This is a genomic window from Streptomyces sp. NPDC045287, from assembly GCF_056432325.1.
The window spans coordinates 91,559-118,146 of sequence record NZ_JBWKJG010000008.1 but is presented as its reverse complement, the minus strand read 5'-3'; the positions used below and the strand labels follow the sequence as shown (position 1 = coordinate 118,146).

General features: G+C 71.3%; 23 protein-coding genes. 12 read left to right on the top strand and 11 right to left on the bottom strand.

What is annotated here, in order from left to right; translation table 11 throughout:
• Positions 1-15: 15 nt before the first annotated feature.
• Positions 16-474 (bottom strand): MarR family winged helix-turn-helix transcriptional regulator, encoded by a 459-nt coding sequence (locus tag AC07D6_RS15565; protein ID WP_479044715.1) that lies wholly within the window; start codon positions 472-474, stop codon positions 16-18.
• A gap of 156 nt (positions 475-630) precedes the next feature.
• Here AC07D6_RS15565 and AC07D6_RS15560 point away from each other — a divergent pair, with 156 nt between their 5' ends.
• Positions 631-1,878 carry an MFS transporter gene (locus tag AC07D6_RS15560; RefSeq protein ID WP_479044713.1) on the top strand — a complete coding sequence of 416 codons (1,248 nt, stop codon included), beginning with the start codon at positions 631-633 and terminating at the stop codon, positions 1,876-1,878.
• A gap of 199 nt (positions 1,879-2,077) precedes the next feature.
• Here AC07D6_RS15560 and AC07D6_RS15555 read toward each other — a convergent pair whose 3' ends face one another.
• From AC07D6_RS15555 to AC07D6_RS15540, 4 genes are all read right to left on the bottom strand, one after another.
• Positions 2,078-2,557: an NUDIX domain-containing protein gene (locus AC07D6_RS15555; protein WP_315876958.1), complete on the bottom strand. Its 480-nt coding sequence runs from the start codon at positions 2,555-2,557 to the stop codon at positions 2,078-2,080.
• 61 nt (positions 2,558-2,618) lie between these two features.
• On the bottom strand, positions 2,619-3,515 hold the full coding sequence (locus tag AC07D6_RS15550; RefSeq protein WP_479044710.1) for a LysR family transcriptional regulator: 897 nt from the start codon (positions 3,513-3,515) through the stop codon (positions 2,619-2,621).
• Between the two features lie 212 nt (positions 3,516-3,727).
• Positions 3,728-4,870: a cystathionine gamma-lyase gene (locus AC07D6_RS15545; RefSeq protein ID WP_479044708.1), complete on the bottom strand. Its 1,143-nt coding sequence runs from the start codon at positions 4,868-4,870 to the stop codon at positions 3,728-3,730.
• Positions 4,870-5,250 (bottom strand): phage holin family protein, encoded by a 381-nt coding sequence (locus AC07D6_RS15540; protein ID WP_479044705.1) that lies wholly within the window; start codon positions 5,248-5,250, stop codon positions 4,870-4,872. Before AC07D6_RS15540 ends, AC07D6_RS15545 begins: the two co-directional genes overlap by 1 nt.
• 49 nt (positions 5,251-5,299) lie before the next feature.
• On the opposite strand from AC07D6_RS15540, the gene AC07D6_RS15535 reads away from it, so the two are divergent.
• From AC07D6_RS15535 to AC07D6_RS15520, 4 genes are all read left to right on the top strand, one after another.
• A complete protein-coding gene (locus AC07D6_RS15535; protein ID WP_479044703.1) occupies positions 5,300-5,617 on the top strand; it encodes a cupin domain-containing protein in 318 nt (105 codons plus the stop codon).
• 164 nt (positions 5,618-5,781) lie between these two features.
• Positions 5,782-6,003 carry a DUF5326 family protein gene (locus AC07D6_RS15530; RefSeq protein WP_315876953.1) on the top strand — a complete coding sequence of 74 codons (222 nt, stop codon included), beginning with the start codon at positions 5,782-5,784 and terminating at the stop codon, positions 6,001-6,003.
• 244 nt (positions 6,004-6,247) lie between these two features.
• A complete protein-coding gene (locus AC07D6_RS15525) occupies positions 6,248-6,790 on the top strand; it encodes a helix-turn-helix domain-containing protein (protein ID WP_479044700.1) in 543 nt (180 codons plus the stop codon).
• A 138-nt stretch (positions 6,791-6,928) separates the two neighbouring features.
• Positions 6,929-7,363: an SsgA family sporulation/cell division regulator gene (locus tag AC07D6_RS15520; RefSeq protein ID WP_315876951.1), complete on the top strand. Its 435-nt coding sequence runs from the start codon at positions 6,929-6,931 to the stop codon at positions 7,361-7,363.
• Between the two features lie 114 nt (positions 7,364-7,477).
• On the opposite strand, the gene AC07D6_RS15515 is transcribed toward AC07D6_RS15520, so the two are convergent.
• Positions 7,478-8,842, bottom strand: a complete 1,365-nt coding sequence (locus tag AC07D6_RS15515; RefSeq protein ID WP_479044697.1) for a YibE/F family protein — start codon at positions 8,840-8,842, stop codon at positions 7,478-7,480.
• A gap of 220 nt (positions 8,843-9,062) precedes the next feature.
• On the opposite strand from AC07D6_RS15515, the gene thiC reads away from it, so the two are divergent.
• Positions 9,063-10,841, top strand: a complete 1,779-nt coding sequence (gene thiC, locus AC07D6_RS15510) for a phosphomethylpyrimidine synthase ThiC (protein WP_479044695.1) — start codon at positions 9,063-9,065, stop codon at positions 10,839-10,841.
• 491 nt (positions 10,842-11,332) lie between these two features.
• On the opposite strand, the gene AC07D6_RS15505 is transcribed toward thiC, so the two are convergent.
• Positions 11,333-12,469, bottom strand: a complete 1,137-nt coding sequence (locus AC07D6_RS15505) for a metallophosphoesterase (protein WP_479044693.1) — start codon at positions 12,467-12,469, stop codon at positions 11,333-11,335.
• Positions 12,470-12,743: 274 nt separating this feature from the next.
• Entirely contained in the window at positions 12,744-13,859 is a 1,116-nt protein-coding gene (locus tag AC07D6_RS15500; RefSeq protein WP_315876947.1) for a LacI family DNA-binding transcriptional regulator, read from the bottom strand.
• A 396-nt stretch (positions 13,860-14,255) separates the two neighbouring features.
• Between AC07D6_RS15500 and hisC the strand changes: the two genes are divergently transcribed.
• The 5 genes from hisC to AC07D6_RS15475 all read left to right on the top strand — a co-directional run bounded on the left by hisC (position 14,256) and on the right by AC07D6_RS15475 (position 23,250).
• Positions 14,256-15,341: a histidinol-phosphate transaminase gene (hisC, locus tag AC07D6_RS15495; RefSeq protein ID WP_479044689.1), complete on the top strand. Its 1,086-nt coding sequence runs from the start codon at positions 14,256-14,258 to the stop codon at positions 15,339-15,341.
• A 455-nt stretch (positions 15,342-15,796) separates the two neighbouring features.
• Positions 15,797-17,302 carry a cytochrome ubiquinol oxidase subunit I gene (locus AC07D6_RS15490; protein WP_479044687.1) on the top strand — a complete coding sequence of 502 codons (1,506 nt, stop codon included), beginning with the start codon at positions 15,797-15,799 and terminating at the stop codon, positions 17,300-17,302.
• 16 nt (positions 17,303-17,318) lie between these two features.
• Positions 17,319-18,320, top strand: coding sequence for a cytochrome d ubiquinol oxidase subunit II (gene cydB, locus AC07D6_RS15485; protein ID WP_479044685.1), 1,002 nt, complete (start codon positions 17,319-17,321; stop codon positions 18,318-18,320).
• Positions 18,321-18,345: 25 nt separating this feature from the next.
• On the top strand, positions 18,346-21,954 hold the full coding sequence (cydD, locus tag AC07D6_RS15480) for a thiol reductant ABC exporter subunit CydD (protein ID WP_479044682.1): 3,609 nt from the start codon (positions 18,346-18,348) through the stop codon (positions 21,952-21,954).
• A 210-nt stretch (positions 21,955-22,164) separates the two neighbouring features.
• Positions 22,165-23,250, top strand: coding sequence for a M23 family metallopeptidase (locus AC07D6_RS15475; RefSeq protein ID WP_479044680.1), 1,086 nt, complete (start codon positions 22,165-22,167; stop codon positions 23,248-23,250).
• A gap of 63 nt (positions 23,251-23,313) precedes the next feature.
• Here the strand turns inward: AC07D6_RS15475 and AC07D6_RS15470 are convergent, their stop codons facing one another.
• Together AC07D6_RS15470 and AC07D6_RS15465 are read right to left on the bottom strand one after the other, a co-directional pair.
• Entirely contained in the window at positions 23,314-24,174 is an 861-nt protein-coding gene (locus tag AC07D6_RS15470; RefSeq protein WP_315876941.1) for an HAD family hydrolase, read from the bottom strand.
• Between the two features lie 131 nt (positions 24,175-24,305).
• Complete coding sequence (locus AC07D6_RS15465; protein ID WP_479044678.1) at positions 24,306-25,202, bottom strand: LLM class flavin-dependent oxidoreductase; 897 nt, start codon at positions 25,200-25,202, stop codon at positions 24,306-24,308.
• 200 nt (positions 25,203-25,402) lie between these two features.
• Between AC07D6_RS15465 and AC07D6_RS15460 the strand changes: the two genes are divergently transcribed.
• Positions 25,403-25,639 (top strand): hypothetical protein, encoded by a 237-nt coding sequence (locus tag AC07D6_RS15460; RefSeq protein WP_479044676.1) that lies wholly within the window; start codon positions 25,403-25,405, stop codon positions 25,637-25,639.
• Between the two features lie 348 nt (positions 25,640-25,987).
• Here the strand turns inward: AC07D6_RS15460 and AC07D6_RS15455 are convergent, their stop codons facing one another.
• On the bottom strand, positions 25,988-26,530 hold the full coding sequence (locus tag AC07D6_RS15455; RefSeq protein WP_315876937.1) for an RNA 2'-phosphotransferase: 543 nt from the start codon (positions 26,528-26,530) through the stop codon (positions 25,988-25,990).
• Positions 26,531-26,588: the final 58 nt, after the last annotated feature.

The window sequence follows — 26,588 nt, the reverse complement described above, 5'->3', positions numbered from 1 at the left end:
AGGCTACCCCGTCGGTCATGCCGAGACGTCGAGTTCTTCCAATGCCTTCACCAGGGGGGCCAGCTCCGGCTTCTTGGCTGCCTCGTCGAGCGCTTCGCGGAGGGCCACGTCATGGGTGGGGCGGGCCTCGGCCAGGAGCCTCTGCCCGGCTTCTGTGACATCGGTGTAGATGCCACGCCGGTCCGTCTCGCAGAGGTAGCGGGTGAGCAAGCCCCGATCCTCAAGACGGGTGACCAGACGCGTGGTGGCGCTCTGGCTGAGGACGACGGCGTCGGCGACCTGCTTCATCTGCAGATGTCCACCCGGTCCGCTGTGCTGGCGGCTGAGGACGTCGAGCAGCGAGTACTCCCGCACGCTCAGCCCGTGCCGGGACTCCAGGGCGCGCTCGACATGGCTCTCGATCCTGCCGTGCAGCAGCGAGAGCGCGCACCAGCCCTGCGCGAGGGCGGTCAGTGACGGGTCGATCGCTGTCATCGCTCTGCCTCTCTCCCTTGCGAACGGGCCCTCCGGGGCGGCCACGCCACCAGGGTAGACGACTCCTGCAATAGCCCGCGCTTGCAATTAAAGAGCGTCTGCAACTATTGTCAACGCCCGTAAAGCGCATACGCAATCTTCGGAAAGGGTGAACCCATGCCCCTCGCGCTCCTCGCCCTGGCCATCGGGGCCTTCGGAATCGGTACGACGGAGTTCGTGATCATGGGGTTGCTTCCCGAGGTCGCGGCCGAGTACGGCGTCTCCATCCCCACTGCCGGCCACCTCGTTACGGGGTACGCCCTGGGCGTCGTCCTCGGAGCTCCGCTCATGACCGTGCTCGGCACCCGGATCTCCCGGAAGCGGATGCTCATGCTGCTGATGCTCCTCTTCACCGCGGGCAACGTCCTGTCCGCACTCGCCCCCGCCTTCGGTCTGATGCTGCTGGGACGGATCGTGGCCTCCCTCGCCCACGGCGCCTTCTTCGGCATCGGCTCGGTCGTCGCAGCCGGCCTGGTCGCTCCGGAGAAGAAGGCCGGCGCCATTGCGATGATGTTCACCGGCCTGACCGTCGCCAACGTGGTCGGCGTGCCACTCGGCACGTTCGTCGGACAGAGCGCCGGCTGGCGAACCACCTTCTTGATCGTCGCCGCCCTGGGAGTCCTCGGCCTGCTGGGGATCGCCAGGCTCGTTCCCGAGCAGCCCCGGCCGGAAGGCGTACGCCTGCGTCACGAGCTGGCGGCCTTCCGCAACGTGCAGGTGCTGCTCGCCATGGCGATGACCGTGCTCGGCTTCGGCGGCGTCTTCGCTGCGATCACCTACATCACGCCGATGATGACCGGGGCCGCGGGGTTCGCCGACGCGTCCGTCACCTGGCTGCTGGTCCTCTTCGGGTTGGGCATGGTGGGCGGCAACCTGATCGGCGGCCGGTTCGCCGACCGCGCGCTGATGCCGATGCTGTACGTGTCACTGGGCGCCCTCGCCCTGGTGCTCGCCCTGTTCACGCTCACCGCGCACCACAAGATTGCCGCCGCCGCCACGCTCGCGTTGATCGGCGCCCTGGGCTTCGCGACCGTGCCACCCCTGCAGAAGCGGGTGCTGGACCAGGCATCCGGCGCGCCGACCCTGGCGTCCGCCGTGAACATCGGGGCCTTCAACCTCGGCAACGCCCTGGCCGCCTGGCTCGGCGGACTCGTCATCGCGGCCGGCCTCGGCATCACGGCCCCCAACTGGGTCGGTGCTCTGCTCGCCGGTTCGGCACTGGGACTGGCCGTGCTGTCCGGAGCGCTGGAGCGCCGTGACCGGCGCGGTACGAGCCGAATCGTCACCGGCTCCACGGCCGGGGACGGCACGGCCGTGGAGACCAGGGTCACGCGCGAGGCACCGACCGCGCCTGCTCGGCGCTGACGGGCCGGAGCCGCCGCGACGCCCGCAGCCGGTCGGCGGACACGGTGACGGACGACGGGAAGTCCGGTGACTCGGACGCTTGGGTGGTTTCACGTGAAACACCGCCCCGTCATCCCCTCGTCCGCGTCCGGCACGGCTCGCGGTCCGATGCCTCGCGAGCCGATGCCGTGACCGTGACCGTGTCCGGACGGAGCGACGATCAGCCCAGATCGGGAGCGTGCATGGCGCGTACGCCTTCGATGTTGCCGTCCAGGTAATGGCGCAGCGACAACGGGACGAGGTGCACGGCGGCGATGCCGACCCGACTGAACGGCACGCGGACGATCTCGTACTCACCGACCGGTTCGTCCACCTCGGGGCCGTGCCGCCGGCTCGGGTCCATCGACTCCAGGTGGCAGACGAAGAAGTGCTGCACCTTCACGCCGGAGACGCCACCGTCCTCGATGTGCTCGACGGTGTCGACGAAGCAGGGCACCACGTCCGTGATCTTCGCACCGAGTTCCTCGTGGACCTCCCGGTGCAGGGCGTCGACGACGGTCGCGTCACTCGGCTCGACGCCACCGCCCGGCGTGAGCCAGTAGGGGTCCATCCCGGGCTTGGTGCGCTTGATCAGGATCAGGTCGTCGCCGTCGAGGAGGATGGCCCGTGCGGTGCGCTTGACCACTGGACGTTCGGTCATGGCATGAAAATGGCCCGTGGCGTTCCGCTTGAAACGCCTGGAGGGACGCGACCGCCGACGGTCACCACTCGGCTGCTGCCTGCAGTAGCGTCTCCTGGGCCCGGGCGATGTGATTCAGGACCAATGTGCCGGTGCGGACGACGAGGAAGTACGTCCGCAGGGGCGGGACTGGCGGTTCCAGCAGCGCGACGAGGCGGCCGCTCTCCAGGGCGTCCTCGCACAGGTAGCGCGGGAGGACGGCGAGGCCCGCGCCCGAGGCGGCGCTTTCCCGTACGGCCCGCAGATCGGGGACGACGACCGTGGCGGACGCGGCGGGTTTTGACTCGAAGACGGCGGACCAGTACCGGGTCACGAACGGCAGCGACTCGTGCACCTCGATCACCGGCAACTGCTCCAGAACGACGGAGCCCTTGCCCAGCAGCACGTCCGGTGCCAGCCGGGCGGCCCAGCGGGGCGCGGCCACCAGCACGTGCTCCTCGTCGCACAGCGGTGTCGCCGTCAGCAGCCCACCGCGCGGTCGTGCCGTGGAGAGGACCAGGTCATGGCGCCCGGCGGCCAGCCCGTCGAGGCCGTCCTCGGAGGCGGCGAACAGCGAAGTGCGCAGGGTGAGGCCCTCGGCCACGAGGGGAGTCAGCGCGGGTAACACCCGGAGCGAGACGAGTTCGGGCGGCCCGGCGAGATGGAGGGTGCGGGCCCCGACCCGCCCGTGCGGCCCGAGCTCGGTGATCTCCACGAGCGCGTCCAGGTGCGGAGCGGCCCGGTGGGCGAGCTCGTCGCCGACCGTCGTGGGGGTGACACCACGGGCCTGCCGCAGGAACAGCGGCCGGCCGAGCTGCCGCTCCAACGTGCGGATCTGACTGGTCACGGCGGGCTGGGAGAGCCCGAGGAGGGCCGCGGCGCGAGTGAAGGAGCCGGCTCGGTGCACCGTGACGAAGGTCCGCAGCAGACTCAGGTCCATGCGCCTCCCTCTTCCTGGTCGGTGCCGCCCCCAGATCCGTACAACTATAAATAAGTCGATAGGCTCCTGTCGCTAGCGTGATTGGACACTGACGTAGAGTCAACTAGCCTGGTTCAGACCGGAATCCGGCACACAGGCAGGACGGTCCGAGCCACGAGGGGGGAGGCTCGGACCGTCCGTTCCGCGTAGCCGTTCCGACGCGCGCCGAAACGTCAGCCGCGCCCGGCCGCCGCGTCCAGGGCACGCAGCACGTCCGCAACGAGGTCGTCGGGGTCCTCCGCACCGACCGAGAAGCGGATGAAGCCAGGCGGCACGGCGTCGCCGCCCCACCGCCCGCGTCGCTCGGCCGTCGACCTCACGCCGCCGAAGCTGGTCGCGTCGTCCACCAACCGCAGCTCCTCCAGGAAGCGCTCCGCGCGTTCCCGGTCGGCCAGGACGAACGACACGACCGACCCGAAGCGGCGCATCTGCCCGGCCGCCACCTCGTGCGAAGGGTCGTCCGGGAGCCCCGGGTAGCGCAACCCCGTCACGTCGCCGCGCGTCGCCAGCGCCGCGGCCAGCGCCAGAGCGTTGGCACACTGCCGGTCGGCCCGCAGCTGGAGCGTGGCGAGGGAGCGGTGGGCGAGCCACGCCTCCATCGGACCCGGGATCGCGCCGACGATCTTCCGCCAGCGCCGTACGCCGGCGGCCAGGTCCGCGTCGCGGCAGGCGACGTGGCCGAGCAGGATGTCGCCGTGCCCGGTCATGCCCTTGGTGTCGCTGGCCACCGAGAAGTCCGCGCCGAGCACCAGGGGGCGCTGCCCCAGGGGCGTGGCGAGGGTGTTGTCCACGGCGACCAGGGCACCGGCGGCGTGGGCCGCCGCCACCATCCGCCTGATGTCGCACACGTCGAGACCGGGATTGGACGGGGTCTCCAGCCACAGCAGCTTCGCACCGTCCAGGACGGACAGCTGGGCGTCACCGCCGGTCGGCGCGGTGCGCACCTCGATCCCGTACGCCTCCAACTGCTCGCGCACGAGGGGCAGGGCCTGGTAGCCGTCCGTCGGGAGGACCACGGCGTCTCCGGCCCTGAGCTGCGAGAACAGCACCGAGGAGATCGCGGCCATACCGGAGGCGAAGACCACGGTCTCCACCGTGCTGTCCCCGGGCGCCTCCAGCTCGCCGATGGCCCGTTCCAGCAGCGTCCAGGTCGGGTTCTCGTCGCGCCCGTACGTGTACGGGCCGGTGGGCTCGCCGGGCAGGTGGAAGTGTGCGGCGAAGACCGGACCCGGCAGGGTCGGTTCGTACTTGAGGGGTTCCGGAAGGCCGGCTCGCACGACACGGGTGCCGTCGCCCCAGTCGGGTGCCGCCGCCATCAGTCGCGCCCGTCCGGGAGGACGACGTTCAGCGCCCACGACACGACCGAGATGATCAGGCCGCCCAGGACGGCGGTCCAGAAGCCCTCGACGTGGAAGCCGAGGTCCAGCTTCTCGGCGAACCACGAGGTCAGCAGCAGCATCAACGCGTTCACGACCAGGGTGAACAGGCCGAGCGTGAGGATGAACAACGGCAGTGTGAGCAGCTTCACGAGGGGCTTGACGAGGATGTTGACCACGCCGAAGACGAGGGCGACGAGGACCAGCGTCAGCGCCTTGCGGCCGGTGCTCTCGCCGGTGAGCGTGATGTTCTGCAGCAGCCAGATCGCCACCGCCAGGGCACCCGCGTTCGCGAGCGTCTTGACTACGAAATTCATCATGTGTCTGATCGTGACAGACGTGATCGGAACGAGACGGGGACGAACGGCGATGAAGGCATACCGACTGGACGAGCTCGAGGCGGAGCGCGTCGCCAACGACGGCGCGTACCTGCAGTTCCTGCGCGAGCGGAACATGTCCGTGGGGCTGTACGCGCTCGATGCCGGACAGCTGGACCCGCAGCAGCCGCACAAGGAGGACGAGGTCTACTTCGTCGTCAGCGGCCGCGGCTCGATCACGGTCGGGACGGAGACCACCCAGGTGGGGCGCGGCAGCGTCGTGTACGTGCCGGCGGGAGTGCCGCACAAGTTCCACCACATCACCGAGGACCTGCGGGTCATGGTGGTGTTCTCTCCGCCCGAGAGCTGACGTTCCCTCCGCAGGGGAGCCGGGTCCGGAAGCCGGGGCGGCCCCGGCCTTCCCTAGGGGGAGGTTCAGGGAAGTCCAAGGGGCGCGGAGTCCCCGCCGGACACCACCCCGCCCCTAGCATCGAAAGCGTTCACCGTTGCGACGCAGAGAGACGAGGCCGGGCGATGGCGGTAAGAGGACTTCTCACAGGACTGCCGTGGTGGGTGAAGTGGGTGGCGATACCCGTGATCGCCGTCGTCGTCTTCGGCAGCGTGATCGCGACCGCTGCCCTTTTCGTGGTCGGCCTGCTGTTCAAGGTGCTGGTCTTCGTCGCCCTCGTCGCCGGGCTCGTCTATGTCGTACGGAAGTTCACGGCATCGTCGCCGTCCTCACGCGACGGTTGGTGAGCCGGAACGGCTATTAGGCCGCCCGAGGGAACGGCCCCGTCGGAAGTCACCCCCGAACGGAGTCTGCCATTAGAGTGGCAGAGCTTCCGCGGTCCTTGTATTCAAGGGCTGACTGAACGCCTTACCAGCGGTTTGTACGACTGTTGCGACTGTATGCCGCGTGATCTGCAGGACACGCGGGCGCATATGGCGGTGCCAGCGGCGATCGCTCGTGGGCGACATGCCCTGGGGGTGTCCTTCGGTCATGGCTTCGACTTCCACGGCTCCGACCCTGATCGGCTCGGTGCAGCGGGCGCTCAGGCTGCTGGAGGCCGTCGGGTCCCATGAGGGCGGGGCCCCGGCCAAGCAGCTCGCGCGCGAGACCGGTCTGCCGCTGGCCACGGCCTACCACCTGCTGCGCACCCTCACGCACGAGGGCTACCTGGTGCGGGACAAGGGGGTGTTCACCCTCGGCGAGGCCGCCCGGCGGCTGGCCGCTGCGGGATCGCTGCAGAATCGTCGCAGCAAGATCGAGGACTCCCTGGCGCACTGGCGGGACACGATCGGCGTCCCCGTATGCTTCGCCGTCTACCGGGACGGTGAGATCGAGCTCGTAGCCGTCTCCGACCATCCCGCCACGACGATCGCCCCCGCCCTCGACGAGTGGGCCGACTATCAGGAAACAGGTCATGCGATGGCCATTTCCGTACCCCTGATGCGAGATGAAAGCGTGCCTCCCGAAGTGGAGCGACTGCGCACCGAGATCGGTAAGTTCCTCCGGACACTCGCCGTCTCTATCAGCATCTGAAAAATCACTCCTTGTGATCTGATAGCGCGTACAGGAGCATTACGTCAAGAAGGCCAGGAGGGATCAATCCTGGCCAGTTTTGTCGTGGCTATTGCTTTCAGAACTGCATCGAGACATTCATCTACAGCGGGGTACGTGATGCGCGAGTCGGTTCAGGCCGAGGTCCTGATGAGCTTCATCGTCTCGGAGGAGCTCTCCTTCAGGATCCCGGTCGAGCTCGGGTACGAGACCAGGGACCCCTTCGCGGTCCGGATGACGTTCCATTTGCCCGGTGACGCGCCGGTGACCTGGACTTTCGGGCGCGAGCTGCTCGTCGACGGGATCAACAGCGCCACCGGTGACGGCGATGTGCGGATCGAACCGACCCAGGTCGAGGAGCTCTCCGACGTTCACATCCGACTGCGCGTCGGCGCTGATCAGGCGCTGTTCCGAGCCAGTGCGCCACCTCTCGTCGCCTTCCTCGACCGCACCGACAAGTTGGTGCCCCTGGGCCAGGAGCGCTCGCTCGGAGACTTCGACGAGGGCCTGGACGAGGTGCTCGGCCGCATCCTCGCCGACGAGAACGCCGGCTGAGGAGGCGTCCGCGGTGCCATGGAGCGAACGGGCCCGGCTCCCCGGAGAAGGGGAGACCGGGCCCGGACGGATGAACGGCCGTCCGCCGCGTCCTTCCACGGGCGCCGACCGCCGCTACTTCTTGCGGCGCCGCCCCCGGCCCCCACGTGCCGGGGCCGCGGCTGCCGAGGGCCGGTCCGCCGAGACGACCAGCGCCGCCAGACCCGTCGTCACCGGCACCGACGCCACTAGCCCGATCGAGCCGACCAGCGTACGGACGATCTCCTGAGCCACCAGCTCGCTGTTGGCCACCGTCCCCACGCTGCTCTGCGCGATGGAGAACAGCAGCAGCAGGGGCAGCGCCGCACCCGCGTACGCCAGTACCAGGGTGTTCACCACCGAGGCGATGTGGTCCCGCCCGATCCGGATGCCCGCCCGGTACAGCGCGCGCGGTCCCATCGACGGATCCGCCTGGTGCAGCTCCCACACGGCCGATGTCTGGGTGACCGTCACGTCGTCGAGCACGCCGAGCGAACCGATGATGACGCCGGCGAGCAGCAGGCCGGACATGTCGATGCCCGGGTACAGCCCGTGGATCAGGCCCGTGTAGTCGTCGGTGTTGCCGCTCAGCCGGGCCCAGCCGATGAACAGCGAGCCGAGCAGGCCGATGATCAGCAGCGAGATCAGCGTGCCGAGCACCGCGACCGAGGTCCGGGCGCTCAGCCCATGACTCAGGTACAGCGCGATGAGCATGATCGCGCTCGAACCGACCACCGCCACGACCAACGGGTTCGACCCCTGGAGGATCGCCGGCAGGATGAAGAAGGTCAGGAAGACGAAACTGGTCCCGAGCGCGATCAGCGCCATCATGCCCCGCAGCCGGCCCACCGCCACCACCGCCAGGGCGAAGACCACCGACAGCAGCAGCAGCGGGAACTTCCGGTCGACGTCCGTCACCGAGTACTGGAGGTCCTCCGGAGCGTCCGGCGCGTACGCCACGACCACGCCCTGACCCTGCTCCAACTGCCGTGGCGCGTCGGGCTGGACGATCTCGGTGAAGCGCCGGCCCTTGTCCTGGCCGCTGGTCACCTCGATGGTCGCGCGCTTGCACTGCCCCTGCTGCGCGTTGACCGCCTCCCGGCCCTGCGGCGTGCTGGTGTCACCGGTGGGGGGGACCTGGGCGGCGTTCACGTCCTTGCAGTCGACCTGCTCGACGCGGACGACCCTGCCCGTCTCGGTCTGCCGGTCGAAGCCGACGCCGGTGCGTTCGTGGGCCGGGGCGCCGCCCGGCCATAGGACGGCGAGGCCGACGAGTACCGCTGTGGCGAAGGGGATCAGCACTGCGGCGATGACCTTGCGCAGATGCTTGGAGACGGGTGCGGCCGGCCCGTGGGCATGTGCGTGGACATGAGCGAGCGCTTCGGGGTACGGGTGGTGCCCGGGACCGTGCTCGGTGCCGTGTCCCGACCCGTTTTCCGGGTGCTGATGCGAGGAAGTCACCGACCGATCATCGCAAGAACGACAGGGGCCCTCTGTTCAGCGTGGCCGGAATGACGCTAGCGTGGTGGCACCTTTGCACACGCGGGAGCTCGGAGCACCGGGCTGAGAGGGCGCTGACCTCCGTCCACGCGATGTTTCACGTGAAACGTCGCCGACGGAAGCCGCTGCGTCGACCGCCGAACCTGTTACCGGGTAATGCCGGCGTAGGGAGTAGGTCAGGATGACCGTTCAGGACGCACGCACGCCTGCCTCCAGCACTGAGGAGAGCGGGAAGTCCATCGGCTGGCACAAGGGGTACGTCGAGGGCTCGCGCCCCGACGTCCGTGTGCCGGTCCGGAAGGTGCACCTCACCAACGGCAAGGACGTCACCCTGTACGACACGTCCGGGCCGTACACCGATCCGAACGTCGAGACCGACGTACGCCGCGGTCTCCCGGCTCTCCGGGAGAACTGGATCATTGCGCGCGGCGACACCGAGGAGTACGCGGGCCGCCCCGTCCGCCCGGAGGACGACGGCATCAAGCACACCTCGCCGCGCGGGGGGCTGCGCAATCTCGATGCCGTCTTCCCCGGCCGTCCGCGCCAACCGCGGCGCGGGCGGGACGGGCAGGCGGTGACGCAGCTCGCGTACGCCCGCAGGGGCGAGATCACGCCGGAGATGGAGTTCGTCGCGGTCCGCGAGAACGTGTCGCCGGAGGTCGTGCGCGAGGAGATCGCGGCGGGCCGGGCCGTGCTGCCCGCCAACGTCAACCACCCGGAGATCGAGCCGATGATCATCGGCAAGCGGTTCCTGGTGAAGGTCAACGCGAACATCGGCAACTCCGCGGTCACCTCCTCCATCGAGGAGGAGGTGGAGAAGATGACGTGGGCGACCCGCTGGGGCGCCGACACGGTCATGGACCTCTCCACGGGCCGCAACATCCACACCACCCGCGAGTGGGTGCTGCGCAACTCCCCCGTGCCGATCGGCACCGTGCCGCTCTACCAGGCGCTGGAGAAGGTCGACGGCAAGGCCGAGGAGCTGACCTGGGAGATCTACAAGGACACCGTCATCGAGCAGGCCGAGCAGGGCGTGGACTACATGACCGTCCACGCGGGCGTGCTGCTGCGGTACGTGCCCCTGACGGCCCGTCGCAAGACCGGCATCGTCTCGCGCGGCGGCTCGATCATGGCCGCGTGGTGTCTGGCGCACCACAAGGAGTCGTTCCTGTACGAGAACTTCGAGGAGCTCTGCGAGATCCTCGCCGCGTACGACGTGACGTTCTCGCTCGGTGACGGACTGCGGCCCGGTTCGATCGCCGACGCCAACGACGAGGCGCAGTTCGCGGAGCTGCGCACGCTGGGCGAGCTCAACCGGATCGCCAAGGCGCACGACGTCCAGACGATGATCGAGGGCCCGGGCCACGTCCCGATGCACAAGATCAAGGAGAACATCGACCTCCAGCAGGAGATCTGCGAGGAGGCGCCGTTCTACACGCTCGGTCCGCTGACCACGGACGTGGCACCGGCGTACGACCACATCACCTCCGGCATCGGCGCGGCGATGATCGCCTGGTGGGGCACCGCGATGCTCTGCTACGTCACGCCCAAGGAGCACCTGGGCCTGCCGAACCGCGACGACGTGAAGACCGGTGTCATCACGTACAAGATCGCGGCGCACGCGGCGGACCTCGCCAAGGGCCACCCGGGCGCGCAGGAGTGGGACGACGCGCTGTCGGACGCGCGGTTCGAGTTCCGCTGGGAGGACCAGTTCAACCTGGCCCTCGACCCGGACACGGCGCGCGAGTTCCACGACGAGACGCTGCCGGCGGAACCGGCGAAGACCGCGCACTTCTGCTCGATGTGCGGGCCGAAGTTCTGCTCGATGAAGATCTCGCAGGACATCCGGCGGGAACACGGCGGCGATCTCAAGCAGGAGGAGATCGAGGCGGGGATGGCGGAGAAGTCCAAGGAGTTCGCCGCCGCGGGCAACCGCGTCTACCTGCCGCTGGCGGACTGACCCAGGAGGTCCCCCGGCGGCCGGCCCGGCCCGCGTCCCATGGAGGAGCCGCGGGCCGGGCCGACCGGTCGTTCCACACGGGGCTCCGGCCGGGCGCGGTCCTGCCGGGCCGCCGAGGACGGGGGCCGTCGTGAAGACGCCCGGGAGTCTGCGGTGTTCCTCCCGTACGCGCACGAAGCGCTCGTACGGGGTGGGGGCGGCCGTGCCGGCCAGGGTCGCCCGAGGGCCATCGCGGAGCTGGGAGGCGCCGAGCCGACGGCCGGCAGGTCCGGCCGGGCGCGGCGTGCAGCGCTTCGTCGAGGAGGCGCCGTAACCGGTGAGGCACTCGGGCAACGGGGTGCGGAAGGCTCTCTACGCGGTGCGCCCCCGACGTCTTCCGGTACGCCCGCAGGACGCGGAAGCCCGGGAAGGAAGGGCGGCCGGGAGCGCCGGTGGCGGGGCCGACCCGCCGGGTGACGGGGATTTCCGGAAGCCGCCTGTTCCGGACGCGCTCAGTGAGGCAGCGGCAACTGCTGGACGAGTAGCTTCCCCGCCATGGTCACACCGCCGTCCATGGCGATGGCGAGGCCGTCCGCGTACACGTGCGGGCCTTCGACGACGGGGCCGGTGCTCTCGCCGTCCGCGTCCTCGGTGCCGACCTCGCCGAGCAGGTAGGGGATGGGGCTGTGGCCGTGGACGACGCGCTGCCCGCCGTACGCCGCGAGCAGTTCGCGCACGGCGTTGACCCCTCCCTCGTCACGGAACGCGAACCGCTTGGTGAACTTGCGGAAGAGGTCCCAGCACTCGTCGGCGTCGTTGCGGGTGAGGATCTCGTGGACGGTGTCGTTCACGTCCTCGATGGTGTCGCCGTACTCCAGGTACGCCGTGGTGTCGGAGTGCAGCAGCAGGTGGCCGTCCTGCTCGACGATCGCGTCGAGGCGGGACATCCACTGGACGTGGACGTCCTGGAGGCGGTCCATGTCGCTCTTCTGGCCGCCGTTGAGCAGCCAGGCGGCCTGGAAGGTGGCCGTTCCGGCCCCGGAGTTCACGGGCGTGTCGCCGAACCGCTTCGCGCCGAGCAGCAACAGCTCGTGATTGCCCATCAGAGCTTTGCAGTAGCCGCCGGCGGCCGCCGCTTCCGCGGAGAGCCGCATGACGAGGTCGATGACGCCGATGCCGTCCGGGCCGCGGTCCGTGAAGTCGCCGAGGAACCACAGGCGGGCGTTTCCGGCCGCCCAGTGGCCTTCCTCGTCGACGAGGCCCTGTTCACGCAGGGCGGCGAGAAGCTCGTCGAGGTAGCCGTGGACGTCGCCGACGACGTACAGCGGGCCGGGGCCGGGGCCCTGTCCGACGAGCGGGGCCGGAGCGGTCGCCGGATCGGCCGGCGCGGTGACGGGCACCTGGAGCGTGTCGCCCCGGTTGATCACCGGTAGGTCGCGCTCGGTCGGGGTGTACCCCTCCGGGTACTCCTCGTCGGGGAAGGCGTCGCCCGGGTGCGGCAGGTGCGCCGCTTGTGGCTGGGGAGCGTGGGGCTGCGGCTGCGGATGTTCGGAATGACCCTGTACGGGTACCTGGGCGTACGGCGGTACGCGGAAGTCGCGCAACGTCGCCGTCCGCACCACGGGTCCCTGACCGGCCCCCTGAGTCATCGACCCCTCCACCACCGTCGCGACGCCCTCACATCGCGGACCGGCCTGGTCGGAGCGGCCCGCGCTGTCGTGCGCCCATCATAGGAATGAGGCTTGTGCTGTGTGACGCACCAGGGGTGGTGAATCAGGGAGCACGTCCGATTCCTTGGGTGTTTCGCCCCATTTGTGAAGGTCTGAACTGGGGGAGGCGGGCCCCCTGCCAGGGCGCTGCCGGGTTTTCCGCCGCCCCCCTGGAGGTTCTGCCCTGTTCTGTCCGGGACCGGCCCGAGGTGTCCTACTCCTGGCGCGGCTGGCGGGGCGGACTCACCGTCGTGCGCGGCGGCCTGCGCTGCGACGACGTCCGGACGATCAGCTCCGTCGGTATCACCTGTTCGAGCGGCCGGTCGTGCTCGATCCCCTCGATCGCGTCGATGAGCAACTGGACGACGGCGGTGCCGATGCGGCGGGGTTTGAGCGACAGGGTGGTGATCGGCGGCTCGGTCGTGGCGTACACGGTCGACTCGCTGCAGCAGACGAGCAGCAGGTCGTCGGGGACGCGCAGGCCGTACCGCCGCGCCGCGGCCAGCAGGTCCGTACCGTTCGGGTCGAACAGCCCGTACACGGCGTCCGGCCGGTCGGGGCGAGCCAGCAGCCGGTCGGCGGCGACGGCGCCGGCGCACGGGTCGTGGGCCGGGTACGCCTCGTACACGGGGTCCTGGCCGACGCGCGCGCACCAGTTGAGGTACGCGGTGGTGGACAGCCGCGTGTACGTGTCGGTGGTGGTGCCGGTGAGCAGGCCGATCCGGCGGGCGCCGGCTTCGGCGAGGTGGTCGAGGAGGCCGAGGACGGCCGCCTCGTGGTCGTTGTCGACCCAGGCGGTCACCGGGAGCGTGCCGGCGGGGCGGCCGTCCGAGACGACGGGCAGGCCCTGGCGGACGAGCTCGGTGACGACGGGGTCGTGGTCGGACGGGTCGATGACGACCGTGCCGTCGAGGGCCACGTTCGACCAGACGTCGGCCGGGCTGCGGCGCGAGGTGGCGGGCAGGATGACGAGGGCGTAGCCGCGGGCGAGCGCGGCGGAGGTGGCCGCTCTGGCCATCTCGGCGAAGTAGGCGAACTCGGTGAAGGTGAAAGGTTCATCCCCGTAGGTCGTCACGGTCAGGCCGATGAGGCCGGACTTGCCGGTACGGAGCGTGCGGGCGGCCGCGGAGGGCCGGTAGCCCAGCCGGTCGGCGACCTCGCGGACGTGGCGGCGGGTGGCGTCCGGGAGCCGGCCCTTGCCGTTGAGCGCGTCGGAGACAGTCGTGATGGAGACGCCGGCCGCGGCGGCCACATCCCGGATGCCCGCGCGCCCTTGCCGGTTCCCCCGGGTCTGTGCCCGGCTCACCTGGTGCTTCCCTGCTGCTGTCATGGCGTGCTGATAGTAGGGGGATGGCGACGGAGCGCGACGAATGCACGATTCGACGTTGACAGGCACGTTTCTGCAAGGTCCAACGAAGCCAACAGCACTGAAACACAAGGGTGTTGGCGGGTTTTTCAACGGGCGGCCGGCTGTCCACGCGCATAGTCCAGAGCGCTGAGCGAGGTGGCGAGAAGCTTTCAACTCACCTCTACGAGGGATGCGCACCACGGCGTGTGCCACCCGCTTGCGCCAGGGCGACGCGCGCCCCCTCGGTGGTGGGCGGCGGCATCCGGCCGCCGCTCCGTCGCGTTCCGCGCATTGGCGCCATTCGGCCATTCGCAGGAACGTCGAATCCTCATAAGGTGTGCAGTATCCATGGTGCACTTACGGTCGAGGAGGACCTCAGTGAGCGAGACAAGCCCCAAGTTGCGCGCCGTGCTGGACAACATCCCCACCTACAAGCCGGGGAAGCCGGCCACCGCCGCCGAAGGCCGCGTTGCGTACAAGCTGTCCTCCAACGAGAACCCGTACCCGCCGCTCCCCGGTGTCATGGAGAAGGCGCTGGCCGCCGCGGCGGACCTCAACCGCTACCCGGACCTGGCGTGCACCGCCCTGATGAACGAGCTGTCCGAGCGCTTCGGGGTGCCGGTGACGCACCTGGCGACCGGCACGGGGTCCGTCGGGATCGCCCAGTCGCTGGTGCAGTCCACGGCCGGCCCGGGCGACGAGGTCATGTTCGCCTGGCGGTCCTTCGAGGCGTACCCCATCGTCGCGCAGATCGCGGGTGCCACTCCGGTCATGGTCCCCCTCACCGAGGAGGGCGTGCACGACCTGGACGCGATGGCCGAGGCGATCACCGAGCGCACGCGCCTGATCTTCGTCTGCAACCCCAACAACCCCACGGGCACGGTGGTGCACCGGGCGGAGCTGGAGCGGTTCCTGGACCGGGTGCCGTCGGACATCCTGATCGTCCTCGACGAGGCGTACATCGAGTTCATCCGGGACGGCGAGGTGCCCGACGGCATCGAGCTCTACCGGGACCGGCCGAACGTGGCGGTGCTGCGCACCTTCTCCAAGGCGTACGGCCTCGCGGGCATGCGGGTCGGCTTCGCGATCGCCCACGAGCCGGTGGCCGCCGCCCTGCGGAAGACGGCCGTGCCGTTCGGCGTCACGCAGATCGCGCAGGACGCGGCGGTGGCCTCCCTGCGTGCCGAGGACGAGCTGCTGGGCCGCGTCGGTTCGCTCGTGTGCGAGCGTGAGCGGGTGGTCGAGGCGCTGGCGGCCCAGGGGTGGCAGCTGCCCGTGACGCAGGCCAACTTCGTGTGGCTGCCGCTCGGTGAGTTCTCCGGCGAGTTCGCCGCCGCCTGCGAGGAGGCCGGTGTCGTCGTGCGGCCGTTCGCGCCTGACGGCGTCCGGGTCACGATCGGTGAGGTCGAGGCGAACGACATCTTCCTGCGGACGGCCGAGACGTTCCGCAAGGAGAAGTTCTGATCAGTCTCCGTCCGGTACGGACTGGGATTGATCGAGGCTGGGCGGTGTTGTCCGGCACGCCCCGGAACTGAGGCGCCGACGGGCGCCGGGCTCCGGCTCGGTGGACGCGGACGGACCGAAGAACAGAGCTCCTCGCCCCCGAACCCGGGGTGGAGACGACCGGGAGGACCCCCGCGAGCAGAGCGCTCGCGGGGGTCCTCCCGTTGATCGCGGCGTGTGGCCGGCGGGCCGGGGACGCGGGTCCGCCCGGTCAGGGGTCAACAAGATGTTGAATTTTCAGGGAAGAGGGACCCCGCGTCAAGGTACGGATTTCGTCTGCGTCATAATGATTGTGCTTGTGAACACATTCACAAGCACGCCGGGTTCCTCCCAAGATCAACCGGAATCGGCGGGCGAACGGAAGGCCGTGGGGCTGCGAGGCCGCAGGGCTGTTAGGCCGTAAGGAGAAGATCGTCGTGGACCTGGCTCTGGCGCCAGAGACGCTGGCGCGGTGGCAGTTCGGGATAACCACCGTCTACCACTTCCTCTTCGTCCCCCTGACCATCTCACTCGCCGCGCTCACCGCCGGTCTCCAGACCGCGTGGGTGCGCACCGACAAGGAGAAGTACCTCCGGGCCACCAAGTTCTGGGGCAAGCTCTTCCTGATCAACATCGCGATGGGGGTCGTCACCGGCATCGTGCAGGAGTTCCAGTTCGGGATGAACTGGTCGGACTACTCGCGGTTCGTCGGAGACGTCTTCGGCGCGCCGCTCGCCTTCGAGGCGCTGATCGCGTTCTTCTTCGAGTCGACCTTCATCGGCCTGTGGATCTTCGGCTGGGACAAGCTGCCGAAGCGCATCCACCTGGCCTGCATATGGATGGTGTCGATAGGCACCATCCTCTCCGCCTACTTCATCCTGGCCGCCAACTCCTGGATGCAGCACCCGGTCGGCTACCGGATCAACGAGGAGTCGGGCCGCGCCGAGCTGACCGACTTCTGGGCCGTCCTGAGCCAGAACACCACCCTCACCCAGGTCTTCCACACCATGACCGCGGCCTTCCTGACCGGCGGCGCGTTCATGGTCGGCATCGCTGCCTTCCACCTGGCGCGCCGGAAGCACATACCGGTGATGAAGACCTCGCTGCGGCTCGGCCTGGTCACCGTGGTGATCGCGGGCATGCTGACCGCGATCAGCGGCGACCTGCTCGGCAAGGTCATGTTCAAGCAGCAGCCCATGAAGATGGCCGCCGCCGAGGCGCTGTGGGACGGCGAGGGCCCCGCGCCGTTCTCCGTCTTCGCCTACGGCGACGTCGACAAGGGCCACAACAAGGTCGCCGTCGAGATCCCGGGCCTGCTGTCCTTCCTCGCCAACGACGACTTCTCCTCGTACGTGCCCGGCATCAACGACACCAACAAGGCCGAGCAGGAGAAGTACGGGCCCGGCGACTACCGGCCCAACATCCCCGTCGCCTACTGGTCGTTCCGCTGGATGATCGGTTTCGGCATGGCCTCCTTCGGGCTCGGCCTCCTGGGGCTCTGGCTGACCCGCAGGAAGTTCCTCCTGCCGCGGGCCCTGCGCGTCGGGGACGACGACGTGCCGCACCTCGTCCTCTTCAAGAAGCCCCTCGGGCACCGGTTGACCAAGCTGTACTGGCTCGTCGCCCTGTGGACGCTGGCCTTCCCGCTGATAGCCAACTCCTGGGGCTGGATCTTCACCGAGACGGGCCGCCAGCCCTGGGTCGTGTACGGGGTGTTCCGCACCCGCGACGCCGTCTCCCCCGGCGTTTCCCAGGCCGAGGTCCTGACCTCGATGATCGCCTTCACCCTGCTCTACGCGGTGCTCGCCGTGATCGAGGTCAAGCTGCTCGTGAAGTACGTCAAGGCCGGGCCCCCGGAGCTCACCGAAGCCGACCTCAACCCGCCCACCAGGATCGGCGGCCACGACCGCGACGCCGACCGCCCCATGGCCTTCTCGTACTGAGGAAGGGGAGCGAGGCATGGAACTCCACACCGTCTGGTTCGTACTCATCGCCGTCCTGTGGACCGGCTACTTCTTCCTGGAGGGCTTCGACTTCGGCGTCGGCGTCCTCACCAAGCTGCTCGCCCGCGACCGGGTCGAGAAGCGCGTACTCATCAACACGATCGGCCCCGTCTGGGACGGCAACGAGGTGTGGCTGCTCACGGCCGGCGGCGCCACCTTCGCCGCCTTCCCGGACTGGTACGCCACCCTCTTCTCCGGCTTCTACCTGCCCCTCCTCGTCATCCTGCTCTGCCTGATCGTGCGCGGCGTCGCCTTCGAGTACCGGGCCAAGCGCCCCGAACACCACTGGCAGCACAACTGGGAGCAGGCCATCTTCTGGACCTCGCTCATCCCCGCGGCGCTGTGGGGCGTGGCCTTCGGCAACATCGTGCGGGGAGTGGAGATCGACGCGTCGAAGGAGTACGTCGGCACCCTCTTCGACCTGCTCAACCCGTACGCGCTGCTCGGTGGACTGGTCACCCTCTCCCTCTTCACCTTCCACGGGGCGGTGTTCACCGCGCTCAAGACCGTCGGCGACATCCGGGCGCGGGCCAGGAAGCTGGCGTGGACCCTGGGCCTGATCACCGTCGCCGTCGCCCTCGCCTTCCTCACCTGGACGCAGGCGTCGCTCGGCGACGGGGTGAGCCTGGTCGCGGCGGCCGTCGCCGCGACCGCGCTCGCCGGGGCGGTCGGGGCCATCAGGGCGGGCCGCGAAGGATGGTCGTTCGCGCTGTCCGGCATCACGATCGCCGCGGTGGTCGCGATGCTGTTCCTGACGCTCTTCCCGAACGTCATGCCGTCCTCGCTGAACCCGGACTGGAGCCTGACCGTGACCAACGCGTCGTCCAGCCCGTACACCCTGAAGATCATGACTTGGTGCGCGGTGGTCGCCACCCCGCTCGTCCTCCTCTACCAGGGCTGGACCTACTGGGTGTTCCGCAAGCGCATCGGAACGCAGCACATCGCCGACACCCACTAGGTGCCACTGGCAGGGGATGTTTCACGTGAAACCGATCGACCCGCGACTGCTCCGGTACGCCCGGGCCACCCGCTTCTTCCTGCTGGCGGTGGTCCTCCTCGGCCTGGTCGGGGCGGCGTTGGTGGTCGCCCAGGCGATGCTCGTCGCCGAGGTCGTCGTCGGCGCCTTCCAGCGCGGAATGGCCGTCGACGACCTCTCTCTCCCGCTCCTCCTGATCGCCGCGGTCGCCGTGGGGCGCGGGCTGGTGGCCTGGCTGACCGAACTGGCCGCCCACCGCGCGAGCGCGGCGGTCAAGTCCGAACTGCGCGGCCGGCTGCTGGAGCGGGCGTCCGCGCTCGGTCCCGGCTGGCTGAGCGGCCAGCGGACCGGCTCCCTGGTGGCGCTCGCCACCCGGGGCGTGGACGCGCTGGACGACTACTTCGCCCGCTACCTCCCTCAGCTCGGCCTCGCCGTCGTCGTCCCGGTGGCCGTCCTCGCGCGCATCGTCACCGAGGACTGGGTGTCGGCAGCCGTCATCGTGGTGACCCTGCCGCTGATTCCGATCTTCATGGTCCTCATCGGCTGGGCCACGCAGGCGCGCATGGACCGGCAGTGGAAGCTGCTGTCCCGGCTGTCGGGGCACTTCCTCGACGTGGTGGCGGGACTGCTGACCCTGAAGGTGTTCGGCCGGGCGAAGGCGCAGGCGGAGTCGATCCGCTCCATCACCGCGCAGTACCGGCAGGCGACGCTCCGCACCCTGCGGGTCGCCTTCCTGTCGTCGTTCGCACTGGAACTGCTGTCGACGCTGTCGGTGGCGCTGGTGGCCGTCGGCATCGGCATGCGCCTCGTCCACGGCACCCTCGACCTGTACACCGGCCTGGTCATCCTGATCCTCGCGCCCGAGGCGTACCTGCCGCTGCGCCAGGTCGGCACGCAGTACCACGCGGCGGCGGAGGGGCTGTCGGCCGCGGAGGAGGTCTTCGCGGTGCTGGAGGCCCCGCTACCGGAGGCCGGGACGGAGTCGCTGCCCGGGGGCCCGGTGCGGATCGAGCTGGACGGGGTGACCGTACGGCACGCGGGACGCGCCGAGCCGTCGCTGGACCTCGTGTCGCTCGTGGTCGAGCCGGGCGAGACGGTCGCCCTGGTCGGGCCGAGCGGCGTCGGCAAGTCCACGCTGCTGGACGTGGTGTTGGGCTTCACCGCACCGGATTCGGGCACCGCGCGGGCAGGGGGCGTGGACATCGCGGAGCTGGACCCGGAGCGGTGGCGGGCGCGGATCGCCTGGGTGCCGCAGCGGCCGTACCTGTTCGCCGGGACGATCGCCGAGAACGTACGCCTGGCCAGGCCCGATGCGGACGACGCCGCCGTACGGGCCGCGCTGCGGGAGGCGGGTGCCGACTTCGTCGACGGTCTGCCGGACGGCATCGGCACGGTGCTCGGCGAGGACGGTGCCGGCCTGTCGGCCGGGCAGCGGCAGCGGCTCGCCCTGGCCAGGGCGTTCCTCGCCGACCGGCCCGTGGTGCTCCTCGACGAGCCGACCGCCGCGCTGGACGGTGAGACCGAGGCCGCCGTCGTGGAAGCGGTGCGCCGGCTCGCCACCGGCCGGACGGTGCTGCTGGTCGTGCACCGGCCCGCGCTGCTCGCCGTGGCGGACCGGGTGGTCGCGCTGCGTCCGGGGGCGGGGGCGCCGTCCGTGCCGGGACCCGACGCGGTGACGGGGACCGGGAACGCGTCGGCGGCCGGGGCAGCACCCGCGGTGATCGACGCGGGCACCGACATGGTCGACGACGCCTTCGGGGTCGTCGGCGGCCTGTACGGCGGCCAGTCCGCCGTCCGCCCGGGGCGCACCGCTGCCGGCCCCGCCGCCCCGGGGCCGACGCGGCGCGTTCTCCCCCGGGTCCGGGCGACGGCCGGTGAACTGCGGGGCCGCCTCGCGCTGGCACTGCTGCTCGGCAGCCTCGCCCTCGCGTCGGCCGTCGGCCTCATGGCCGTGTCCGGTTGGCTGATCTCGCGGGCCTCCGAACAGCCGCCGATCCTCCACCTGATGGTCGCCGTCACCGCGACCCGTGCCTTCGGCGTCGGCCGGGCGGTGTTCCGGTACGCCGAGCGGCTCGTGTCGCACGACGCCGTCCTGCGCATGCTGGCCGATCTGAGGGTGGCCGTCTACCGGCGCCTGGAGCGCATCGCGCCGGCCGGACTGCGCCGCACCCGCCGCGGTGACCTGCTGTCGCGGCTCGTCTCCGACGTGGACGCCCTCCAGGACTACTGGCTCCGCTGGCTGCTGCCCGCCGGTACGGCCCTGCTGGTCGGTGCCGGTGCCGTCGGGTTCACGGCGTGGCTGCTCCCCGAGGCGGGTGCCGTCCTCGCGGCCGGCCTGCTCCTCGCGGGCGTCGCCGTCCCGGTGCTGGGCGGTGCCGTCGCCCGCCGCGCAGAGCAGCGCCTCGCCCCTGCCCGCGGCGTCCTCGCCGCCCGGGTGGTCGACCTGCTGCGCGGCTGTGCCGAGCTGACGGTGGCCGGTGCGCTGCGGAGCCGTATCGGACGGGCCCGGGAGGCGGACGGGGTGCTCACCCGCATCGCCGCGCGCCAGTCCGCCGCGACGGCGCTCGGCGGCGGGCTCATCGCGCTGGCCACCGGTCTGACCGTGGCCGCGACCGCGCTGGTCGGAGTCCAGGCGGTACGGGACGGGCGGCTCGACGGGGTGGCCCTGGCGGTCGTCGTGCTCACCCCGCTCGCCGCGTTCGAGGCCGTGACGGGGATGCCGCTGGCCGTGCAGTACCGCCAGCGGGTGCGGCGCAGCGCGGAGCGGGTCTTCGACGTGCTCGACGCGCCCGTTCCCGTCAGGGAGCCGGAGCGGCCCGAACCGGCGCCGGAGGGCCCGTTCCCGCTGGAGCTGCGCGGGGTCACGGCCCGGCATCCCGGGCAGGACCGGGACGCCCTCGTCTCGCTCGACCTGCGCCTGGAGGCGGGACGGCGGGTCGCCGTCGTCGGCGCTTCCGGGGCCGGCAAGACGACGCTGGCGCAGGTGCTGCTGCGGTTCGTGGAGGTCGAGGACGGCACGTACCGGATCGGCGGCGCCGACGCGACGGCACTCGACGGGGACGACGTACGCCGGTTCGTCGGGCTGTGCGCCCAGGACGCCCACCTCTTCGACAGCACCATCCGCGAGAACCTGCGGCTGGCCAGGACCGGCGCGGGCGACGACGAGCTGCGCCGGGCGCTGGCCGAGGCACGGCTCCTGAACTGGGTCGACGCGCTGCCGGACGGACTGGACACCCTGGTCGGCGAGCACGGCGCGCGGCTCTCCGGCGGTCAGCGGCAGCGGCTCGCCCTGGCCCGCGCCCTCCTCGCGGACTTCCCGGTCCTCGTCCTCGACGAGCCCGCCGAGCACCTCGACCTGGTCACGGCCGACGCGCTCACCGAGGACCTGCTGCGGGCGACGCGCGGGCGCACCACCGTCCTCATCACGCACCGGCTGCGCGGGCTCGACGCCGTCGACGAGGTCGTGGTCCTCGCGGACGGCCGGGTCGTCCAGCGGGGACGCTACGAGGAGCTCGTCGCCGTCGAGGGGCCGCTGCGGCGGATGCGGGAGCGGGAGCGCGCGGCGGACCTCCGCCCCGGCGCACCGGCGGACCCGACCGCGCCGGGGAACGCGTAGGGCGGTGCGGGAAGGCGCGCGGGACGCCGCTGGGGAGGGCCGCCCGTTCCGGTGCGGCCGGACGGCGGTCGGCGTGGGCCGGTCGGTGTGGGCCGGTCGGCGGACGGTGTGGGCCGGACGGCGGTACGGCCGTAGCCCGGACGGCGGTACGGCGGCGGGCGGGGCGGCGAGATGCCGGGGAAGCCGGCGCCGAAGGGCCACCATCCCAGGGTGCGTCCTCTCCGCGGCCGAAGGTCACTGCCCGGGCCGGTGCTGTCCGCGCTGGCCGCCCTGCTCGTCCTCCCGTTCCCGGCCACCGCCGCGCCGGTCGCCGGACCGGACGGGCCGGCCGTGAGCGCCGAGGTGGCCCGGCTGCTCACGGAGGCGGAGCGGGTCACCGAGGAGTACGAGCGGGGGAGGCGCGCAGCGGCCGTGCAGCGGGCCAGGGCGCACCGGCTGCAGGAGGAGCTGGCCGACCGGCGGCGCGAGCTGGCCGACCTGCACGGACGGGCGGGCGAGGTGGCCCGTGCCCAGTACCGGACGGGCGGAACGCTGCCGCCGACCGCGCGGCTGCTGCTTGCCGACGACCCGGAGGCCGCACTGCGCGCCGAGCGGGCGGCGCGGCAGGCGGGACAGGCGGTGGACCGGCTGGTACGGGGCACGGACCGGGCCGCGCGGCTGCTGGAGGCGGCGGCGGCCCGGGCGCGGACGGCGTGGCGGGACCTGGAGGCGCGCCACGCGCGGCTCGCGGTGGTGAAGCGGGGCCTGGAGACGCGGCTGGAGCGGCTGCGGCGGCGGTTGCAGGCGACGGCGGACCAGAGCGTGGCGGCGGGCAGGTGCCGGGGCGCGGCACGGCTGGAGCAGCCGGGCGGCGCGCGGGGGGCGGGCCGGACGTGGGTGGCGCCGGTGTCCGAGGCGGACGGGTACGAGCTGTCCGCCGGCTTCGGCAGCGCGGGGAAGCACTGGGCGCGCCGGCACACCGGTCAGGACTTCGCCGTGGACATCGGCACGCCCGTGCGGTCGATCGGGGCGGGGCGGGTCCACGCGGTGTCGTGCGGGGGTGCCTTCGGGATCGAGGTGGTCGTCCGGCACGCGAACGGCTGGTACTCGCAGTACGCACACCTCGCGTCGGTCGCCGTGGAGCAGGGGCAGGGGGTCGCCGCCGGCCAGTGGGTCGGCCAGGCGGGGACGACCGGCAACTCGACGGGGCCCCACCTGCACTTCGAGGTGCGCGTGACCCCGTACCTCGGCTCGGGCGTCGACCCGTTGCGCTGGCTGCGCGAGCACGGCGTCGCGCTGGGCGGCGGTCGGGCGTAGCGGCAATGCGGGGCGTGGTCGGGCGTAGCGGTGAACGGTGGCGCGGCCGGGCGGGCCGGTGGCTCAGTCGCCGGCGAGGATGGCCTCGATCACGGCGGCGACGCCGTCCTCCTCGTTGGCGACGGTCCGGCCGGAGGCGGCGGCGACGACGTCCGGATGGGCGTTGCCCATGGCGTAGGACCTGCCCGCCCAGGTGAGCATCTCGATGTCGTTGGGCATGTCGCCGAACGCCACGACCTCGTCGGCCGAGATGCCGCGCTCGGCGCAGCACAGGGCGAGCGTGCTGGCCTTGGAAACGCCGAGGCCGCTCACCTCCAGCAGCGCGGTGGGGCTGGAGCGGGTGATGGTGGCGCGGTGTCCGGCGGCCGTGCGGGCCAGGGCGAGGAAGCCGTCGGGCGTGAGGTCGCGGTGGAGGGCCAGCAGCTTCAGCAGCGGTGACCCGGTGCCGGACACGTCCTCGTGGAGCAGCTTCTCGGCGGGGCCGACCGCGACGGCGGCGTCCAGGTGGAGGGGCGGGTAGTCCGGCTCGTGGCGGATGCCGTCGGTGAACTCCATCGCGAAGGCCGTGCCGGGGGCCTCCCGGCGCAGGGTCTCGACGACGTCGCGAGCGGTCCGCCGCTCCAGCGCCCGCACTTCGACGATCTTCCGGCCGGCGTGCAGGTCGACGACGGCCGCCCCGTTGGAGCAGATCGCCAGTCCGTGACCGTGGACGTGCTCGCTGACGACGTCCATCCAGCGGGCGGGCCGCCCGGTGACGAAGAAGACCTCGATGCCGGCTTCCTCGGCGGCGGCGAGCGCCGCGACCGTCCGGTCCGACACGGACTTGTCGTCGCGCAGCAGCGTTCCGTCGAGGTCGGTGGCGATCAGGCGCGGGCGCTGCCGCGCCGTCGGTCGGCTGCCGGGGAAGGTCGTCGGTGAGGTCACGCACCCATTGTCCCGTATGGGCCGCTCCTCTGATGCGCGGACGTGCGTGACCCCGCACGTTTGAGCCGCGCATCCAAGATCGGGCGAAAGGGAAGGAAGAGGAGGTATCGGTGGGTGGGTCGGGATGCCCCTCAGCCGTTCAGCTGGGCGATCCCCTCGGTGGCGATCCGCTCGAAGACGGCCTCGTCGGCGGCGAACACCGAGTCGGGGACGGGCGCGTGCACCACGATCTCGTCGAAGCCCAGTTCCGCGTGGCGCCCGGTGAAGTCCACGAAGGCGTCCACGGACCCCAGGAGGCCGTTCCCCTCCGGGGTGAATCCGGTCAGCAGGATCTTGTCCAGTTCCTCCGCGTCCCGGCCGGCCTCGGCGCACGCCTTGCCCAGCTTCTCCACCTGCTCGCGGAGCGCCGCCAGGGACTGCTCGGGCGTGCCCGTCTCGAACAGCTTCGGGTCCCCGGTGGTGACCCACGCCTGCCCGTGCCGGGCGGCGAGCCGCATTCCGCGCGGGCCGGTCGCCGCCACGGCGAACGGCAGCCGCGGCCGCTGGACGCAGCCCGGTACGTTGCGCGCCTCGTGCGCCGAGTAGTGCGTGCCCTCGTGAGTGACGGCGCCCTCGGTGAGGAGCCGGTCGAGCAGCGGCACGAACTCGGCGAACCGGTCCGCCCGCTCCCGCGGCGTCCACGCCTCCTGCCCGAGGGCTGTCGCGTCGAAGCCGTTGCCGCCCGCGCCGATGCCGAGGGTGATCCGGCCGTCGGAGATGTCGTCCAGGGTGATCAGCTCCTTGGCGAGCGTGACCGGGTGGCGGAAGTTCGGCGAGGTCACGAGGGTGCCCAGCCGGATGCTCCGCGTCACCACCGCCGCGGCCGTGAGCGTGGGGAGGGCACCGAACCACGGCCCGTCCCGGAAGGACCGCCAGGAGAGGTGGTCGTACGTGTACGCGGCGTGGAACCCGAGGTCTTCGGCCCGCTGCCAGGTCTTCTGTCCGCCGCCCCAGGGGTGGACGGGAAGGATCACCGTGCTCAGACGCATGTCACCGACGATACGCGGGGCTCTCCGCCGCCACGGACGCGCCACCGGAGCAGGACCGGGAAGTCGCACCGGCACCGCAGGGCAAGCCGCTGGCGCGGCCCCGTGGGCACGTCGGACGGAGCCGAACCCGAAGCCGTGATCGCCGGGGCGACTGTCGACGCCTACGGCGGTGACGAACAGCGACGGTTCCGTTCACCAGGGTGGAGGCAGGCCCCGGCCCGCCCTTCACCACCGCGGCCCTCGGCGTCGAGGCGACCGTGCGCGGCATCGATGCCGTGTTCCGGAACCTGTTGCGGAAGCCCGGGTTCACCTGGAGCGAGCACGGCGAGGCGCTGCTGCGCCGGCACAAGCCCTGGTACTACGAGAGCGAGCCGCGTCCCGGGGTGTCCGTCATCGGCGACCGGCTGAGTGAGCTGCTCGGCGCGGGACGGCGCTGAGCGCCTGCGCGGAGGGGCCGCGGCGCACGGTGCGCGTACTGCGGCACGCCGGATCCACGGCCGGTACGGCCCGCGGCGCGGACGCACCCCCCACGGGGCGGGCGGCCGGTCCGGTGGTCTGCTCCCACGGCGCCGTGGAGGTCGTGCGCCCGGGTGGACGTCCCGGCCGAACCGGGTCCCTCCCCACCGGCGCGCCCGGTGGGCCGCCGCTGGTCGTGGCCCTCTCGTGCCGGCGGCGGACGGGCAGGGGCGCGGTGGGCAGGCGCAGGCCCGTGCCGTCGAGCCCACGGCCCCGCCGGCGCCGGCCGTCGTGCTCAGTCCGGGGACCGCAGGGACCGGCCTCCGTGCTCACTCCGGGAATCGCAGATAGCGCGGGGGCACGCCGTCCGTGAGCCAGACGCCGTTGGCGCTGACGTGGAAGACGTGGCCGTCGCCGTGCATGGCGCCCGCGTCGACGGTGAGGACGACGGGCCGGCCCCGCCGGGACCCGACCCTGGCCGCGGTCTCCCGGTCGGGTGAGAGGTGGACGTGGTGGCGGCTCATGGGGCGCAGGCCCTCGGCCCGGATCGCCTCCAGGCGGGCGCCGACGGTGCCGTGGTAGAGGTACGCGGGCGGCGTGGCGGGCGGCAGGCCGAGGTCCACGTCGACGGTGTGGCCCTGGCTCGCCCGGATGCGATCGCCGTCGAGGGCGAAGCGCCGCTTGTCGTTCACCGCGACGACGTGCTCCAGCTCGGCGCGGCTGAGCGGCATGCCGTGCCGGGCCATGGCCCGCAGCAGGTCGTCGACGGCGACCCAGCCCTGCGGGTCGAGGACGAGGCCGATCCGCTCGGGTTGGTGGCGCAGATGCCGCGAGAGGTACTTCGACACTTTCACGGCGCGTCTCTCGTCCATGGCGGCAGCGTGTCAGGGATCACCCCGTTCCGCCACAGAAAAACGGCGGAACAGGTTT